The 17,402-nt window shown below is 70.2% G+C and carries 12 protein-coding genes; all 12 read right to left on the bottom strand.

All coding sequences use genetic code 11. The features are described 5' to 3' along the window. Positions 1–7: 7 nt before the first annotated feature. Positions 8–2,347 (bottom strand): FtsK/SpoIIIE domain-containing protein, encoded by a 2,340-nt coding sequence (locus QUE79_RS08660; RefSeq protein ID WP_286346676.1) that lies wholly within the window; start codon positions 2,345–2,347, stop codon positions 8–10. After that, positions 2,233–4,272 carry an FHA domain-containing protein gene (locus tag QUE79_RS08655; protein ID WP_286346308.1) on the bottom strand — a complete coding sequence of 680 codons (2,040 nt, stop codon included), beginning with the start codon at positions 4,270–4,272 and terminating at the stop codon, positions 2,233–2,235. The genes QUE79_RS08660 and QUE79_RS08655 overlap by 115 nt, the downstream gene beginning before the upstream one ends. Before the next feature lie 30 nt (positions 4,273–4,302). After that, positions 4,303–5,691, bottom strand: a complete 1,389-nt coding sequence (locus tag QUE79_RS08650) for a hypothetical protein (RefSeq protein WP_286346307.1) — start codon at positions 5,689–5,691, stop codon at positions 4,303–4,305. Further along, a complete protein-coding gene (locus tag QUE79_RS08645; protein ID WP_286346306.1) occupies positions 5,688–6,002 on the bottom strand; it encodes a hypothetical protein in 315 nt (104 codons plus the stop codon). Before QUE79_RS08645 ends, QUE79_RS08650 begins: the two co-directional genes overlap by 4 nt. Then, positions 5,948–8,374 carry a hypothetical protein gene (locus tag QUE79_RS08640; protein ID WP_286346305.1) on the bottom strand — a complete coding sequence of 809 codons (2,427 nt, stop codon included), beginning with the start codon at positions 8,372–8,374 and terminating at the stop codon, positions 5,948–5,950. The genes QUE79_RS08645 and QUE79_RS08640 overlap by 55 nt, the downstream gene beginning before the upstream one ends. Positions 8,375–8,981: 607 nt before the next feature. Continuing rightward, positions 8,982–9,434, bottom strand: coding sequence for a hypothetical protein (locus QUE79_RS08635; protein ID WP_286346304.1), 453 nt, complete (start codon positions 9,432–9,434; stop codon positions 8,982–8,984). 32 nt (positions 9,435–9,466) lie between these two features. Then, positions 9,467–10,882, bottom strand: a complete 1,416-nt coding sequence (locus tag QUE79_RS08630) for an RHS repeat-associated core domain-containing protein (protein WP_286346303.1) — start codon at positions 10,880–10,882, stop codon at positions 9,467–9,469. A gap of 29 nt (positions 10,883–10,911) precedes the next feature. Then, positions 10,912–13,356 (bottom strand): hypothetical protein, encoded by a 2,445-nt coding sequence (locus QUE79_RS26300; RefSeq protein ID WP_491018488.1) that lies wholly within the window; start codon positions 13,354–13,356, stop codon positions 10,912–10,914. Between the two features lie 217 nt (positions 13,357–13,573). Beyond that, positions 13,574–14,617 (bottom strand): DUF6531 domain-containing protein, encoded by a 1,044-nt coding sequence (locus QUE79_RS08620; protein WP_286346302.1) that lies wholly within the window; start codon positions 14,615–14,617, stop codon positions 13,574–13,576. Positions 14,618–14,958: 341 nt separating this feature from the next. Then, positions 14,959–15,240, bottom strand: a complete 282-nt coding sequence (locus QUE79_RS08615) for a pyrophosphorylase (RefSeq protein WP_286346301.1) — start codon at positions 15,238–15,240, stop codon at positions 14,959–14,961. A 149-nt stretch (positions 15,241–15,389) separates the two neighbouring features. Continuing rightward, the gene (locus QUE79_RS08610) at positions 15,390–16,622 is read right to left on the bottom strand and encodes a YyaL domain-containing protein (RefSeq protein ID WP_350271668.1); all 1,233 of its coding nucleotides are present in this window, start codon (positions 16,620–16,622) and stop codon (positions 15,390–15,392) included. An 83-nt stretch (positions 16,623–16,705) separates the two neighbouring features. Continuing rightward, the gene (locus QUE79_RS25390; RefSeq protein WP_350271667.1) at positions 16,706–17,245 is read right to left on the bottom strand and encodes a DUF255 domain-containing protein; all 540 of its coding nucleotides are present in this window, start codon (positions 17,243–17,245) and stop codon (positions 16,706–16,708) included. Positions 17,246–17,402: the final 157 nt, after the last annotated feature.

The raw sequence follows: 17,402 nt of genomic DNA, 5'->3' as shown, positions 1-17,402 counted from the left end.
CCGCCGCTCAGGCTCCGGGAAGCGCCGACTGCACGAGTCGCACGCGGCCACCCGACGCCGAGTACCCGCGCCCTCGCGTCATGGCGACCGGTGCGCGCCTCGGCAGCGTCACCCCGAGGAGTTCTCCGTCGTAGTCGACGTCCGGCTGCAACAGCACGCCGCAGCGGGCCTTCCGCACCGTCTTCGTCCAGTGCCCGTACTGCGATCGCAGGTCGGCCGCGCGCCCCGCCGCGATGACGCAGAGCCCCGGGCGCTCCGACGTCAGCAGTGACGAGATCGCCTGGTCTGCGTCGTCGAACCGCTCCGCGTCGTCGACGAGCAGGATCACGGGGCCCCGCTCGATCCGGAGACCCGCGAGGAGGGCGGGCACCTCGTCCGCTCCGACTGCGACGCGGTCGAGGTGTGCCGTCGCGAGGGGCGAGCGCCGGTCGCAGATCGCCCAGACGGCGGGTCGAGTGCCCGTCGCCGTCCGGGCCGCCTCGGCGAATGCCAGCAGGAGCGTGGACTTGCCGGATCGGGCGGGGCCGGCGACGAGCACGTGCTCCCCGTCGTAGACCTCGAGCGACGCCGGCGAGAGATCGTCTTCGGCGATGCCCACCGCGATGCGCCAAGGGTCGATCTCGAAGGACGAGGCCGCACCGAGCTCACTCACGCGGACCTCCTCGGGCAGCCGCCCGACGGCCGCCGTCTTGGGGGTGCCGGCCGGGCGGTCGGCCTGGATCTGCTCGACGGCGCGCAGCAGACTCGAGGAGGGCGTGGCCACGTGGAGCTGCAGCTTGGTGCGCGAGTCGACACAGCGCCCGGGCACGGCGGCCGGGATGTCTTTCGCTCGGACTCCGAGCGAGGCGTAGTCGTAGGGATCCGCGAGGCGGAACAGCCACTTCTGCGTCGTCACCTCGTCCATCGCCGACGGCACGGCCTTCGCACGCGTCGTGGAGACCGCGAAGTGCATCCCCAGCGCGGGCCCGTCGGCGTACGCCCGGTAGAGGCCGTCCAGGAGCTGCTGCCCCTCGTAATCCTCGAACTCGTCGCGGAGCGCGGCCAGCCCGTCGATGAGCACGACGGCCCGCGGCCAGGCACCGGGGGCGACCCGTCGTCGTTCGAGCTCACCCCGGAGGTGGCGGAGGAAGCGCGCCTGCTGCTCACGGGCCCCGACCCCGGTGCCGACATAGGCCGTGGTGTGCGGCAGCCGCTCGAGAGGGGCCAGATCGCCCGAGCCGAGATCGAGCACGAGGAGGTCGAGGTCGTCGGGGGCGGAATCGTGCGCGAGAGCCAGCGCGAGGGAGGCCAGGGTCGTGCTCGTGCCGCTGCCGACGATTCCCATGGCCAGGAGGTTGCCCTCCCGGAGGTCCCAGCCGGCAGGACTCTGGCGCTGCAGGTCGGGTTCGTCGGCCAGCGCCACCGTGACGACGTCACCCGACACACCGCCGACCGTGGCGACCCGTTCGGAGTCGTCCGACAGCCCCGCGAGGGCCACGCGCGCGCCGAGTGCTTCCGGCCACACCGGTCGCGGCTTCGCGTACCCGGCGGCGGAGTTGGCTGCTCCGATGGCCTCGATCAGCACGTCGAGGTCGCTCGCATCCAGCGCGCTCGGCGCCGCCACGATCGGAGCCTCGGGAACGCCGAACACACTCGTCGGCCGGACCGCGACGGCGACGGAGTGCGAGGAATCCTGCGCGCGCCCCGTCGAGAGCGCTGTCTGGACCGGCGTGATGTCGTCCTGGCCGAGCTTCACGAACGCCCGCCCGGTCTGCTGTCGGCCGATGCCCGCGGCGGACGGAACCCCGATGACGTTCGTGGAGTCGTCCCGGCTCTGCACCCGCAGGGCCACGCGCATGTTGGTGTTGGCCAGGATGTCGTCGCTCACGACGCCCGCGGGCCGTTGTGTCGCGAGAATCATGTGGACGCCGAGGGTCCGGCCCACGGCGGCGATGCTCACCAGGGACGTGAGGACGTCCGGGAAGTCTTTCGCCAGCATCGCGAACTCGTCGACGACGAGCAGGAGGCGAGGCATCGGCTCGGACGGCCGGGTCGCGAGGTAGGCGTCGAGATTGTCGATGTCGGCGCCCGCGCTCGCGAAGACGCGCTGCCGCCGCTGCAGCTCGGCTTCGAGTGCCCGGAGCGCGCGGTCGGCGAGCTGCTCGTCGAGGTTGCTGATCGTGCCGATCGTGTGCGGCAGCCTCTCGCAGGCTGCGAAGGCCGCACCGCCCTTGAAGTCGATGAGGACGAAGTTCAGGCGAGTCGGGTCGGTCCGCGCGGCGAGCCCTGCCACGAACGACCGCAGGAACTCGCTCTTGCCCGACCCGGTGGTCCCTCCGACGAGGCCGTGAGGTCCGTCGCGGACCAGGTCGATGTCGAGCACGCCCGCCTCGGACGAGCCGATGGGCGTCGAGATCCCGGTGGGCGCCGCCCACGCCTCGAGGACCGTCTCGGGGGTGATGTCGCCCCCTCGCGCAAGAGATCGGGCAGGCGCACGAGCGACGGGAGCGAGGCTCCGGGCACCGTGAGCTCCGGGTCGTCGAGGTGAGCGAGATCCAGGGCGCAGCGCTCGGCCGCGGCCGAGTCGATGCCGGCCAGGACGACGTCCTCGACCGTGACGCGATCCTCCGGACGGGAGACCGTCGCGGCGGCGTCGACCCCCACCGACACGATGGTCGTGCAGGCGGCGGGGAGCTGTTGCTCCGACGTCGCGATCACGATGCCGCTGACCCGGCGCGGGCGTTCGCCGACGCGCCGTGACGTCTCCGGTGTCGAGCGGCCCTGACCGAGAAGGCTGCGAGCGGGTGCGTCGCGCCCCTCGGTCAGGACTTCGGAGTCGATCAGGACGAGCAGGTGCGGCGTCGGCAGATCGTCGAGCGACTCGCGCATGCCCCGGAGGACCGCCGCGCTGCCGTCGCGCTGAGCAGACATCCACCTCTCGCCGGTGCTGCTGCCGGCGACGCGCGTGTGCGGCAGCCAGGAAGCCCAGGACCAGTCATCGCCGCGCCCCTGGTCGCAGAAGACGCCCACGGTGAGATCGGCCGGCCCGCAGTGGACGGCGGCCTGAGCGAGCAGGCTGCGCGCCAGAGCCAAGGCACCGGCCCGGTCGCCGACGATACCGACCACGCCGGCGTCCGACAGATCGGCCACGACGGGTGCGGCCGACAGGCGACTGTCGGCCAGGGCCGCCTTGACCTCGTCGTCGTGTCGACTGGAAGCGCGCTCGTCGACCTCGGGCCGCCACGGAGAGTCACCCGTCCCGGCATGCAGGGCGAGAAAATCGTCGTCGTCGGACCGGCGTTGCCAGAGCAGTGTCGTCGGCAGCGACGCGCGACGGAGGACGGTCGCAGGATCGGGCACGAGGTCTCGGCGGCGGTCCGTTTCGGCCCTCGCCTCCTGCGCGATCTCCGTCCGGAACGTCTGGACGGCCTCGGAGAACCGCTTCTCTTCCTCCCGGAGGTTCCGCGCCCGACGCTGGCGCTGCTCGAACCACATGCCGATGGCCGTGACAGGGCTGAGGAGGGCGAAGAGGGCGAAGCGCGCGTCACCGAGCAGGAGCACCATGGCGCCGGCGATGGCGAGCGGCGCGAGCACCGTGATGAAGCTGAACTTCGACGCGGGCGGGACGTCTTTCCGCTCGGGCGGCACGACCGTGCCCGCCTCGCTGGACCGGCCCGGGCGCGGCGGCCGGTTGAACGGCGCCGTCGCGGCCGGCGTCAGGTTCGGCAGGGTTCCCGGGGCCGGGACCGTGCTCTCGGCGAGCCGCGGCCGGAGGAGCAGGACCGCTCCCCCGACGACGACGCTTGTGGTGTCGGTCACGAGAAGGCCGTCCGCGTCGAGCCGCACGCCGTCGACCACGGTGCCATTCGTGGATCCGGCATCGCGGATCCGCACGCCGTCGCCTTCCCGCTCGAACGAGCAGTGCTCCCAGGAGGCGCTCTCGCTCTGCAGCACGAGATCGGCCTGCGGGGCCCTGCCGACCACGAGGCGCCGTGTCGACGGCAGCGGTGCCAGCGCGGAAGCGGAGGTGCCGCCCGCGAGAGTGACGCTCCACCCCTGCACTCGGTGCGCACGCGTCTGAGGAGCGCGTGCGATGCGCGTCCCTTCGAGCAGGACGACGTCGCGCAGGGGCGTCTCGGCCGTGGCCGCCCGCTCGTCGACGAAGAGGTCGACCGCCGGTTCGAGATGGATGCCCGTGGCGGCATGAACGAGCGCGCCGAGGGCAGCCGTCGGGGCGAACCCGTCGATCTCGACGGTCTCGCGCCGTTCGTCCAACTCGATCAAGACGCGCATCGGTGTGGCCCTCCTGCTACTTCGTCGCCATCACTTCGATGACTTCTCGGCTCCCTCGGCGAACCAGATCAGGGGCTGATCGTCGGTCGTCGCGTCTCCGCGAAGTCCGAGTGGCTGGCCCGAGGCGTAGAGCACCGTTGTCGGACCGGTGAGCGCCTGGTGCTTCGCCAGATCGAGGGCAGGGCCCGCGATGCCGTCGGCGACGCCGAGCCGGAGGCCGCCCAGAGCCGTGGCCACTGCCGCCGGGTCTGCGCTGCGGGCCGATGACACGGCCCGGGCCAGTGCGACGACGGCGTCGTGACTGCGGGAGTCGGCAGAGGCGGCGACGGCCGAGAAGGCCTGGTCGCCGGTGAGGTTCTTCGCGCTCGACGACCCCGAGAGGACGCGCACGCCCGTGAGGAAGGCGGACATGGCCCGGCCGGAGGCGTCGGGCTGCAGAGCGACGGCGTCGTCGGCCTCGACCCCGGCGGTCGTGAACGAGCCCGACGTGCTGCCGCCTGCCGCGACGAGAGCCGTGCCGAAGGCGGGACTCGTCGCGTCAGGGGTGAGGACGACGGGGACCGAGACGTCGGTGGACTGCAGAGACGCCAGGAACGAGGCCTCGCGAGCAGCGGGACCGCTGACCAGGATCGCGTCGGCGCGGGTGGCCGCGGGCGCGGCGGTCTCCGACGAACCAGAGGTGACGCCCGTGAGGCCGGCGACCTCGGCGGCCAGGCCGTCGTCGTCCTGCGTGCCGTCGTCTTTCACGATCCGGGTGAAGCTGATGCCCGTCGGTGCGGTCCCGCCGAGGTCGACCAGCAGCGGAGCCTTTGCTCCGTCGAGGGCGCGCGCCAGGCCGGCGCCGATGTCGGACGAGACGGGCGCGAGCGACCAGGCATCGTCGCTCGGCGACTGCTCGTAGGGGAGGACGACGGGGACGCCGGCCGTGGCCGCCGCATCGACGGCCGCCTGCACGTGAGCGCCCGACGAGGCGACGACGATGCCGGCGACGCCTCGAGCGACGAGGGCATCGACGGCCTTCTTCGCGCCGGCGCTCGTGCCGCCGTCGTTCTGCGTGATGAGGGCGACGTCCGTGCCACCCAGGGCGAGTCGTCGCTGGGCGACGAGCGCTCCCTGCGCGGCGCCGCTCCACTCGGAGCCCTCGCCGGTGCCGAGGGTCAGCACGACGCCGAGCTTCGTGTCGCCAGGGACGTGCGGAGCCGAGATCGAGACGGGCACGGTGGCGGGGACGGCCTCGGCCGCGTTCCCGCCGCTCGAGCGGGCGACGACCACGCCGGCGACGACGAGGGCGGCGACGACGACCACGGCACCCGCGGTGAGCAGGACGCGCCGACGGCGCGGGTGGCCGTGGCGAGATGCAAGATCCGGCCCGGTCTCGTCGTTCTCGGCCGAGGGGGTGCTGTCGGTGGAGTGACTCATTTGGCGCCCCCGACCCGGAACGTGTAGAGGGTCGTCGATGACGCCCCCGTGGGAACGTCGAATCGGAACGCGGGCAGCGAGGTCGCGGCGTCGAGCGAGGCTCGGAACTGCGCCTGACGAAGCAGGATCCCGGCCACGTCGTCGGCGCGGACGTTTGCGTACCCGGCGGCGTTCTGGGAGGCCAGGGCCAGCTGGTAGTCGGCCGAATCGGCCTTGGCGGCGCTCGTGGTCATGGCGCCGAGGATTCCGGAGCCGTTCACCTTGCGGTCGCCGAGGTCGAGCATGACGCGGTTGAGGTCGCCGGTGAGCAACGTCGAAGCCCCTTCACGTCGCGGGTGGACGCGTCGGTGCTCGCCGCGATGCGGCTGAGGCTCGAGGCCGTCTGCTCGTCGACCGATGAGGCCAGCCCCGTGGTCTCTTTCTTCAGCTTGCCGCGCTGGCCGTCGATGGTCGCCTTGGAGTCGTCGGTCACGCCGTCGGCTGTCGAGCGCAGACCCGAGATCGAGGTGTCGAACGCCTTCACGACGGCGGTTCGGCTGGTCTTCGCCTGGGCCGAGACGTCGCGGACCTGGCCGGCGATGAGAGCGGCCGTCTGCCTGGAGGTCGTGCTGCTCGCGTCGGCGAACGCCTTCTTGACGTTGGCCGCCAGGGTGTCCTGTTCGTGTTTCACCTGCGTGAGAGAGGACGACAGTCTGCCGCCGGCGTCTCTCGCGGCCGACGTCTTGGCCTGCAGCTGATCGACGGCGCTTCCGACGCTGCCGGTGCCCGACTCCACCACGGACGCGACGTCGTCGATCTCTCCGTCGATGGCCGAGACGCGGGTCGCGAGGGTCGAGAGGGCCGCACCGAGGCCGGTGGACGAGTTGCCGAGGTCGGTCGTCGACACGACACCGTCCCACTGAGTGGCCTGGTCGGCGAGTCGGGAATCCATGGGGGTCGAGAACCCGAGCGGTGCTGTGAGCTGCGACTCGTCCGAGCCGAGGCACGGCGTCACGGTCAGGTAGGAGCGCAGGTGATCGACCTGCTCCTGAGTGAGCCTGCCGAGCGGCCCGGACAGTGTGCAGAGCTCGTTGGCGAGGGCCGAGTTCTGCGCTTGGAGGGAGCCGAAGGCATCGCCCTGGTTGCCGATGAGGCCCCGCGCCGCCTGGGCACGCGAGTGCACCGCCGAGATCTGATCGCGGATGGCGGGGATCGCGTCCGAAGCACTGGCGACGGCGCCTCGGAGATTATCGAGCGCCGTGTCGAAGTCGTCGGTCGATCCGTTGCTGGCACGGAGTGCGGCGAGTTGAGTGGTGATCGAGTCGAGATCGCCGGAGAGGACGCCGTAGCTGTCGATGGCGTTCTGCGCGAGTTCGGGCTGCAGCTGGCTCACCAGCGCGTCGCCTTCGCCGACCAACCCGATGAGCGCACCCGTCACCGCCGTGGACGAGTCGAACAGGGCGCAGGTCAGGGACGGTGCGTCCGGCGTGCATGTCGCCGCGGTCGGATCGCTCGGACCGACGGCCGTCTCGAGCTGCTGACTCACCTGCTGCTTGCAGGCCTCGCTGGCATCGGCGTAGCCGTCGAGCTGCGAGGAGACCCGCAGGAGGCTGCCGTACACGCTCGACGCCTGCCCCTGGTCGGCGGCGACCGCTTCGCAGCCCTGGCCGTCGAGCGTCGCCGTCGGCGCTGTCGCCGAGGTGTCTCCGAGGAGCGAGTCGAGGCTCGAGACGGTCGTCTGGAGCTGCCCGATGACGGTGGACTGCGTCGCCTTGGCGGTGGTGTCGAGGTCGCCTTTGAGGGACCCGAGCTCGCCGCTCAGGCTCTGCATCGTGCCCGCCAGCGACGTGCTGCTGTCGCGCAGACGCTGCGCCGTGCTGGCACCCAAGGTCTTCGAGGTGCTCTCGAGGTTGGTGCGGACCTCGGTGATGGTGCCGCCGGCCCGGGCGAGGACCCCGTTCACGTTCGTGATGAGGTCGATGGTGCGGCGCTGGAGGGCGAGCTCGGAGTCTTTGCCCGAGTCGAAGGCCGACGCCAGGACCCCGGTCGACGAGAGATCGGTCGAGATGCCCGGCTGCGCCGCGAGGTCGAACGACGGGACATCGAAGTTCTTGACGTCGGCGACGAGGTGCAGCGTCTGGCTCGCGCCCGAGGTGGGCGGGGCGAGGAGGGTGGCCCACTGGACGACGGCGTTGCCCTTGCCGTCGGAGCTGACGACCCCGTCGGTGTCCTGCGTCGAATCGGACGACTCGGTGACGATCGCGCTGGGCGACGTGCCCTTCAGAACGGTCGACGCCGCGATGCTGAAGGGGGAGCCGACGAGCGCGGGGGTCGTGCGCGACGACCCGGCGACGTCGTAGGTCAGCTTCTGCGGGTGCACGGTGAGGTTCTCCGCCGTGAGGTCGATCTCCAGTCGCCCTGTGTAGCCCTTGAGGTCGGAGAGGTCGGTACCGGTCTTCTTCGCCGTGCTGTACTGCGTCGTGACGCGGATGGGGAGGTCACGAGCGACCTTCGCCGGGTCGTGGTGGGTCGTCTTCGACGACGAGGCGTCGGAAGCCGCGACGGAGATCGTCGTGTCGGCCACGCCGGTGATCGCGCCGTCGGCCGCGAGCGTCGTGTCGACGGTCTGCAGGATCCGCGACGGGTGCGCCACCTGCGGCTGCGCGGACGTGCACCCGGTCGCCACCAGAGCGACAGCTGCCACCACGGCAATCGACGCAGCGATTGTTCTGACGTTGGCCCCCATGACCATCCCCCTCAAGATCGACCCGAGCAATGTTACCGGTCGGAAGACGCTCTCCCGGACGCCGGGCAAGGTCGTGGTGCCCCACTTGGAGGGGCACGAACGAACTATGTTCTTCGACTTCTGGTCATGTTCGGTCGCTCCCGTCGTGCCCCCGTCGATCTCGCCGCGGCCATCGTGAACCCCTGGAGAGGGTCGACGCTCCGAGCCGAGTGGGCGCCTTTCCGGGCGGCCGCAAGGGCGCAATGAAGCCGGGCGTCCTTGTCACCGCAGCCTTCAGCGTCGCCCGCCTTGCAGCTCACGAGACCAGCCGGAGGAGCGACGTGCGATGGCCGACCGGCGGCCCTCTGCCCAAGACGATGTCTCCCCAGAAGAACCGCCTGTCGGCCGTCCGCCCCCATTCCCCGCAGCCAGTATGTCACATCCGAAAGACGGATAAGGCCCACTGCCCGAACGGTCTTCGATTCGCCTCGTTGCGCCTCATCTCGTTGCGACGACGAGGCTCACATACTGTTGACGCTGCCCTACCCAGGTGCGGTTGGGCCGGCTTCCATCGGCCATGACCTTTTCAAGTCGCCTTGTGATAACGGTCGACGACCGGCGAGACGTGCAGGAGACCGGTGAGCCACCTCAGATGAAATGAACCTGCTCCGACGGTGAACTTGTAGCGATCGCCGCGGATGAAGCTCGCGGCCAGGTGGCTGCGGTTTTCGGCTGTGACGCCGTGCTGAAGGAGGAGCTTGCCGCACTCTCTCGTCTGAATCACGACTTGTGGTTGAGAGGTCCCGATGCCTTTGGTCGATCGGGTTGAAGCAACACCCGCCTTCGCATCGGTGACGACGCAGGTCACCGAGGTGGAATGAGCGTCGTCATAAGCGCCGAGCGCTGTCGGCCCGACGACGAATAGCCCGATCGGAACGACGACCACCAGGATCAATACGACGACAGCTATGACTCGATTCTTGCGTCGCGCCTTCGCCTTCGCCGTCGTGTTACTCGAGTCAACTTCACCCAGCGCCACAAATCTCTCCCGTCAGAATGCATCTCTCGTGGTTAATGCGCCGCGCGGAGGCCGGTGCTCGGCCCTTCGGCCCCACCGATGAATCCGCTGACGAATGTCGAAGATAGGTTTTCGCGACTCATATCCCCGTCCGGTTTGATTGCCTCGTTCACCACAGCTTGCATTCCACCAACGCCGTGATTCACGGTTCCTCCGATAACCGTGTTCCATCGTGTCACGTTGGGCGCCTGCAAATGCTGCCCCCAACCGGCCGGTATTCTAGGCGTGATGTCGAGCTTCGACACGACGGTCGACCCTAGTTTGCTCGATGCGCCACTGAAGAACGTGCCGACACCGAAGCCCGAGGCTGCGGCTTGAACGTAGCCACCGGTCGTGCGGTTGGGATCCTGGAGTCCGTAAGACAGCGTGTTGGAAGTTGCTCCCGAGACACCTGACGAGATGGCCGCTCGTCCTGCCGAACTCAGGATCGGCGCAACGACGCGCTGGACAGCTGGTGCAGCGGCGCGAGTCACGATCGGTGCCAGTTTGGAAAGGCCAGCGGCGGCAGCGCCACCGACCCCTCCGGCGGCGCCACCTATGGCAGCGTCGACGCCGGCCTTCTTCCAGTCGACCTTGCCGGTGGTCGCCTTTTGCGAGGCGACCGAGACGCCTCCGCTGAGAAGGGCACCGGACGCCACCATCAGCGCAATGCCAGCCGGCCCGCCGACGCCCGTGCACATGAGCGCGATACCGCCGGCGATGGCCACACCCGCGACGACGTACTGCCAGTTGTCATCCCACCAGTGTCCGACGGCCGCGAAGGCTCCCTGGTGGGCATCGCGATACGCCTTGAGATCGGCGTCGGTCGCCGGACGCAGGCCCAGTGGGTCGACCGCGTGCAGCGGGTCGTTGCCCGCGTACGAGTAGGGGTTGCCCGACCAAGCCGCACCGACGATGGCCTCGATCGGATCGGTCGACAGAAACCCCCGAGCCGAAGGATCGTAGACACGTGCGCCCAGCCACTCGAGCCCCGCCACTCCGAGCGCGCCGCCGGCACCGAGAGAGACACCCTGCGGCAGCGACAGACCCGGCAGGATTGACGACGCCGCCTCGAGAGCAGCCCAGGGGTCGGTCGCGTCGGTGGCTCTGGCGCTCCGCCAGCCGGAACTCGTCCAGTCGCCATCGATGGCGGCGATACCGCCCGGCAGGTCGAGGAGGGACGTGCCGGCGAGGCTCACGAGTGACGGGACCGGGTCGGCGGTGTCCCACCAGATCGCAGCACCGCCGGCATCGGCGAGTTCGCCGAGAACGTCGACCCACACGTCGACGTCCCCGACCAGCCCGAACGAGGCGTCGCGCGAGACGACCCCGCGCAGGTAGCCGAGGTCACTCCAGGCGTAGTCGGTCGTCGACCCGTCGGGCTCGGTGCGCCGGATCCGGCGCCCCAGGGCGTCGTGGACGTACTCCACCCGATCGCCGGACGACGCGTCGACCGTGCTCAGAAGTTGTCCGGCCGCGTCGTAGCGGTGCTGCTTCTCGCGGCCGAGCGACGTCTCGGCGACGAGGCGGCCCGCAACGTCGTAGCTCCAAGAAGAGACCGAGCCGTCGGTCGCTTCGAGGTGGACGAGCTGCCCGGCGTCGTCGTGGCGGTAGGCGACCCGGCCCCGGGACTCGTGACGGCAGTGATCCTGCCCTCGTCGTCGCGGTCGATGCGTGTCGAGTCGGCACCCTCGGGCGTGGTGGTCGTGTGGGCGACGAGCGCGCCGTCGACGTACGACCAGGAGTGGACGAGGTCGCCGGTGGAGGCCTGAGTGAGACGCCCGGCAGCGTCGTAGACGAACGAAGCGGTGCCGAGACCAGACTGCTCGACTGCAACGGCACGCCCGGCCGCGTCGCGCCGGTAGTCGGTGCGGGTTCCTTCGGGATCGATGCGGGCGATCCGGGCGCCGTCGGCGTCGTACTCCCAGGCGACCGCCTGGCCGCCACGGCTGCGGCGAACCAGGAGCCCGCGACGGTCGAATCGCAGCTCGTGCTCGACCGCACGGCCCTCGCCGCGGGTGTGGTCGGTGACGGCCAGGATGCGGGAGCGCGCGTCGCGGGCGATGACCGACTGGAGCCGCCTGTCGACGCTGACCGTCGACTGCTGACCGGCCGCGTCATAGGTCCACTCGGTCGAGTGCCCCTCGGGATCGCGCTGGAGCAGGATCCGGCCGGCATCGTCGTACGCGGCTCTGGTCGTGCGCTCGAGCGGATCCGTCACCGACGTCACGCGGTCGGCTTCGTCGTACGAGCGACGAGTGACCCCACCCAGCGCATCGGTGATCGACACCAGGCGACCGCGCAGGTCATACTCGTAGCGCGTGCTGCCGCCGAGACCGTTGACCGCCTCGACGAGCTGTCCTGCCGCGTCGTAGCGGAAGCGACGGCGTCCGTAACGGGAGTCTTGGCTGGCCGTGAGTCGCCCGACCGAGTCGTAGTGGAACCGTGCTGTTCCTTCGCCGGGGATCGTTCGCGTGAGGATCCGCCCCATTACGTCGTAGCCGATGTGTTGGACGTCGCCGGAGGCGTCGGTGCGACAGATCACCCGGGAGTCCTGGTCGTAGACGAGGACAGTCCGTGCGCCGACCGGATCGACAGCCGCACTGGGTCGACCGCAGGCGTCGTACTCGAAGGTCGTTCGAGAACCGGTCGGGGTCGTGATCGCGACGACTCGTCCTGCCGCGTCGCGCTCGAGCCGGGTGAGACCACCCTCGCCGTCGAGGAGTTCGACAGGGCGACCGCAGAGATCGTAGGTCGTCAGCTCGGAGCTGCCATCGGGTGAGGCCACAGACGTCGGGCGCCCGAACTCGTCGTAGCGGACGGTCGTCGTGTCGAACGCGTCACGCAGGGTAGCGACGCCGGAGACGATGTCGGCCGATGACTCTTGCCGGACCCCCGTCGGATCGATCAGCGCCGTGACCTCGCCGGTCACGTCGTACTCGCGGCGCCACTCGGCGCCCGTCGGGTCGGTGACGACGCGCAGGCGCGAGAGAGCGTCGTGCGCGAATCTCCACTCGGCGCCGCCCGGGAGCGTCACAGCCGACACGTTTCCCTCGTCGTCGAAGGTTCGCGTCTCGACGCGGCCGAGAGGGTCGATCGTCTTCGTCAGCTCGCCGTTCGATGCGTACTCGAACGTCGTGCGAGCACCGAGCGGATCGGTCACCGCTGTGACACGGCCCGAAGCGCCGTTCTCGAATCGCCAGACGGCGCCATCGGCGTCCTGCCGGGAGACGAGAAGGCCCGCGGCGTCGTAGCGGTAGCTCGTGCGTGCACCCGAGGGACTGATGGCAGCGACCGGACGGCCCGCCTGGTCGCGCTCGATTCGAGCCGTATCAGAGGCGGCGTTGGTCGTCGACGTGAGCTCGCCGTACTCGTCGTAGGCGAGTCGCACGACCACACCGGTCGGATCGACGACCTCCTCGAGGAGTCCGTCTCGCCAGCGGAGCTCGCTGCGGCCACCCTCGGGATCGACGACCAGCGACGGGTCGCGGTCGTCGCCGGTGTACTCGTACGTCACCACCGAGCCCGACTCGGCGACCACCGTGACCACACGGTCGAGGTCGTCGTAGCCGTAGGTGAGGTCGCCGCCGGAGGGTGTGACCGTGCGGACGCGACGGCCGCGGGCGTCGTAGGCGTGAACGGTGGTGGCGCCGTCGCGCTCGGTCGCGGAGACGAGGTTGCCGTGGGGGTCGTAGCTCATCGACTGGCGCTGGTCGTCGGCGTCGACGACCCCGACCAGCCGCCCCTTGGCGTCAGTGATCCAGGTGTTCGAACGCGAGCCGTCTTCGTCGGAGACGACCGTCACTCGGCCCGGGAGGTAGGCGAATCGCACGGTCCGGCCGTGCGGGCTGACCTGCTTCGTCACGCGGCGGAGGTCGTCGTAGACGTTGGCGGCTTCGACCACGCCGGCGGCGCTGGTCACGGTCTCGATCAGACCTGCCGCGTTCCAGCCGTAGGTCCGCGTACCGACCTCGGAGGTGGCACCGGTCAGGCGACCGGACTCGTCGTACGAGAATTCGACGCGACGACCGTCGGAGCCGCGGAGGACAGCCACGCGACCGCTCGCGTAGTCGATGTCGACGAATCGCCCGCGAGCGTGAGTGATCCTGCTGATCAGATCGTCACTGTCGCGCTCGACCGTGACGGTGGTGCCGACCCCTGCTCCGGACGCGACCCAGGCACCCGACGGTGAGAAGGACCACCAGGATCCTTCGTTGTCGCGCACGACGAGCAGGGCATCGGCCTCGCCGGGGCCGGGAGACGCAGGATCCGCTGCGGTCGCCAACCAGAAGTTCTCGCCGATGGCTCTTTCCCAGCCCCCACCGAGACGCGGGAACCGGATCAACCGACCGTCTGCCCGGAAGAGAGGCACCCTCGTCGTCGATCTCGAGTCGTGTCTCGAGCGTCGACGCCCAGCCCAGGCCGAACACGCCGACGCGCTGGTCGAGGGAGTTGTACATGCGGTCGAGTCGGAGCGAAGCCGAGGCTCCGGCGAAGGCGAGATCGGTCTCGGGCTCGAGGAAGTTGCCGGTCGAGGTGTTGACCGGATCCATCGAGTAGCCGCTGGTCGGCTGCGCGCCGTAGGCCCGCGGAGGGTCGATCGTGAGGTCGGTGCGCTCGGCGTTGACTCCGGCAGCCTGGAGGGCAGCGGCGAGGGCCGAGTCGGAGATCGTCGAGACGGAGCCCTCGCCACCAGCGGCGGCGAAGGCGTTGGCGATGGTCTTCGCCCACTGGACGTCTTGCGCGTTGGCTGCGAGCCAACGATCGAAACCGGTGACGAGGCCGGACGCTTCGATGGTGCCCCACTGGCAGCGCGACGCGAAGTCGGAGAGCTTGCCGCGAAGGGCCCCGGGACGACCGGAGAGATCGGAGTCGAGCGAGGCAGATCCGGTCGCGAAGCTACGGAGGTTCTCGGGCTTGGCGGACGACGTGCCGCCGCTGCCGCCGGAGCCGGACGACGGCGTCTGGCGTGTACCGGCGGCGATCGTCGCGGGGTGGAAGACGGGGGACTTTTCTGCGGCTCGCTCGGGGGCTGGTCGCCCCCGGTGAAGAAGTCGCCGACCTGCTCGAGGAGGTTGCGGTGGTCGTGCTCTTCTTTCCAGTCGCGCGCCCTTTTGCGACGTGCGTTCTCCTCCGCCGCGGCGGTCTTGAGGGTGCGCACCCACCCGGCGACCTCCCGGAGCCGAACGACGATTTCGCTCGCATCAGCGCGCGCGGTGCTCGCGTTCTGCGTGAAGAGTAGGGCGAAGTGCCCCGTGAAGTCGTCACTCGCGGTCGTCACAGAGGACGATCTCGTCCCGCGCTGGCCCTCCACCGCGTTCGCGGACGACGTCAGCTCGCTGATGAGTGCGTCTGCTGTTCCGTTGTCGAATGTGAGCGGTTGCGCCCCGTGTAGATCTGTCACGACTCCCTGTTCCCCCCGACGATGAATTCGTGTGGTGCAACGCCCGATCGCCCGAGGAGCCAGGATGTGAGATCTGACTCCCCGGGCGAACCGGCCGTGTGCTTACGCGCCGCCGCCGGCGGTGAAGATGTCGCTCGAGATCTTGTCGAGCTGCGTGCGAAGCTCGTCGAGCTCGGTCTTGGCCTTGTCGAGGGCCGCCTTCGTCTCGGGCCAGGTCGAGCCACGGAAGGTGGCGGCCAGCGGGCCGTCCCAGACGTTGGCGTCGGACAGGACACGCCCCTGCGCGTCCAGCTGCGAGATCTGATCGGTGAGGCCACCGTTGATGATGGACTGGATCTGACGAATGGCCGTCTTGGCTTGCTCGGTTGAAAGAACGCGCGACATGGTGATCCCCTTTATTTTCCTTTTAGCTGCGCCCCCGCGCAGTCATCCCCCGGAGGCTCGAACACCTCTACCCTAACCAGTCGCCTCGAAAAATGTCACATCCCCCACCTGGGGGTCGTCGACTGCGGCCCTCGTACGCATCCCCGTGCTCACACGGCATCGACGAGCGCTTCGAGGCTCGTCACGGGCAGGCGGCAGACGAAATCCCGGCAGAGGTAGGCGGTCTCGGCGCCGCCCTGCGCCACCCGGTCGTCGAAGAGGTCGAACCCTTCGGCCGACCACTCCTCCGCCTGCTGACGGGTCACGACGACGGTGACGAGCCCGGGGCGGAACCAGGCGTGGGCGAACGACGCGAGCTCGGAGGATCCTGCACCGCCCGAGACGACCACCAGTTGGGTCGCAGGATCCCGCAGCGAGGCCGCCAGCGACAGCATCGCCCCGAACGCGGTCGGGCTCTCGATCGCCCGCTCGGCGACCTGAGCGACGGCACGCTCGGCCGCCAGCCGATAGCGCGGCGCAGCGACGACCTGCGACAGCGTGAACGCAGCCGTGGCGACGGCGCTGAGCCCGGACGGGTAGGCGCCCTCGGACGGGTCGCTCGCGAGTCCGAGCCCCTGCGACGCGAGCACCGGGTCGCCGCCGCCCGGCGCAGCGAAGACGCGCTCGTCGTCGGTGACGCAGGCGTCGACGATGCGGCGAGCCTCTTCGGCGTAGCGCGCCTCGCCCGTCGCGAGGGCGAGGCGCAGGATCCCGTCGGCGAACATCCCGTAGTCCTCGAGCGTCGCCACCGCGGTCGACACACCACGCTCCGTGGACGCCCTCAGCAGGGCGCCGTCGGGCGTCGTGTGTCGCGCGAGCACATGGTCGGCGGCTCGCAGCGCGGCCGCCGTCCAGTCAGGCCGCCCGTGCCGGGCGCCCGCTTCGGCGAGCGCGCCGATCGCCAGGCCGTTCCAGCCCGTGAGCACCTTCTCGTCGACTTTCGGTGGTGTCGCTCGCCGCCTGTCCTCGGCGCCGAGAGCGTAGTAGCCGCCCTCGCCGAGGTCGCTCTCGCTGTCCTGGGCGGAGCCGAAGCCTCCGTCGGGGCGCTGCAGGGTCGCGAGGAGGAAGTCGGCGATCCCGGCCGCGACGTCCGCTGCCGCGGCACTCTCCTGGCCTTCGGTCATGGCCGACAGCCGCGAGTAAGCGCGCAACAGGAGGGCGTTGTCGTAGAGCATCCGCTCGTAGTGGGGTTCGTGCCAGTCGCGGCGCACCGCGTACCGGAAGAAGCCGCCCTCGACCCCATCGCGGAGCGGCGAGGCCGCCATCGCCCCGAGGGTTCGGCGCACGAGGTCGCGCGCTGCGCCGTCGCCCCCGGCCGCCAGGTCGACGAGCAACAGCTGCACGGGCGCGATCGGGAACTTCGGGGCGCGGCCGAAGCCGCCGAACTCGTCGTCCTCGAACGACGCGAGCTGCGCGACGACGTTCGTCAGCGACTCCGCCGAGGGAGGGAGCCTGCGTTTCCGGGCGTCAGGCTCGAAAGCGCCGCGGCGATCTCTCGCGCGTTCTGCTCGACCTCGCCGCGCCGGTTCGTCCACGCGTCGGTGACGGCGTCGAGCACCTGCCGGAACGAGGGTCGGCCCTGCACGGCGACCGGAGGGAAATAGGTGCCGGCGTAGAACGCCCGCCCCTCGGGCGTGACGAACACGGTCAGCGGCCAGCCGAGGTCGCCGGTGAAGGCCGACGCTGCGGCGAGATAGCTGGCGTCGACGTCGGGGTGCTCCTCGCGGTCGACCTTGACCGCCACGAAGCCAGCGTTCAGCTGCGCGGCGACAGCAGGATCACTGAAGCTCTCGCGCGCCATGACGTGGCACCAGTGGCACGTCGAATAGCCGATCGACACCATCACGGGCACGCCTCGCCTGGCGGCCTCCGCGAACGGCTCGGCGCCCCACTGCCGCCAGTCGACGGGGTTGCTCGCGTGGCTGCGGAGGTACGGGCTGATGGCGTCTTCGAGCTGATTCGGCACTCCTCGAACCTACGCCGCGGCTTGACACGCGTGAGTCTTTAAGATCGCGGATTGCCCCCGCTACGACGACCATCCGTGAGCGTCGGTCGCGACGAAAATACTCGGCGAGGACACGAGCCGCCGAGAGCGTCTCGGCGCCGCCGGCGGGGTACAAGAA

This window comes from Frondihabitans sucicola, from assembly GCF_030296615.1.
Classification (GTDB): Bacteria; Actinomycetota; Actinomycetes; order Actinomycetales; family Microbacteriaceae; genus Frondihabitans; species Frondihabitans sucicola.
Note: the sequence above shows the minus strand (reverse complement) of the source record. Positions and strands in the feature narration are given on the sequence as shown.

What these genes read in the sequence shown, in the direction of transcription:
- QUE79_RS08655 (WP_286346308.1), bottom strand. Translation starts at nt 4,272, where the DNA reads ATGCGCGTCTTGATCGAGTTGGACGAACGGCGCGAGACCGTCGAGATC.
- QUE79_RS08650 (WP_286346307.1), bottom strand. Translation starts at nt 5,691, where the DNA reads ATGAGTCACTCCACCGACAGCACCCCCTCGGCCGAGAACGACGAGACC.
- QUE79_RS08615 (WP_286346301.1), bottom strand. Translation starts at nt 15,240, where the DNA reads ATGTCGCGCGTTCTTTCAACCGAGCAAGCCAAGACGGCCATTCGTCAG.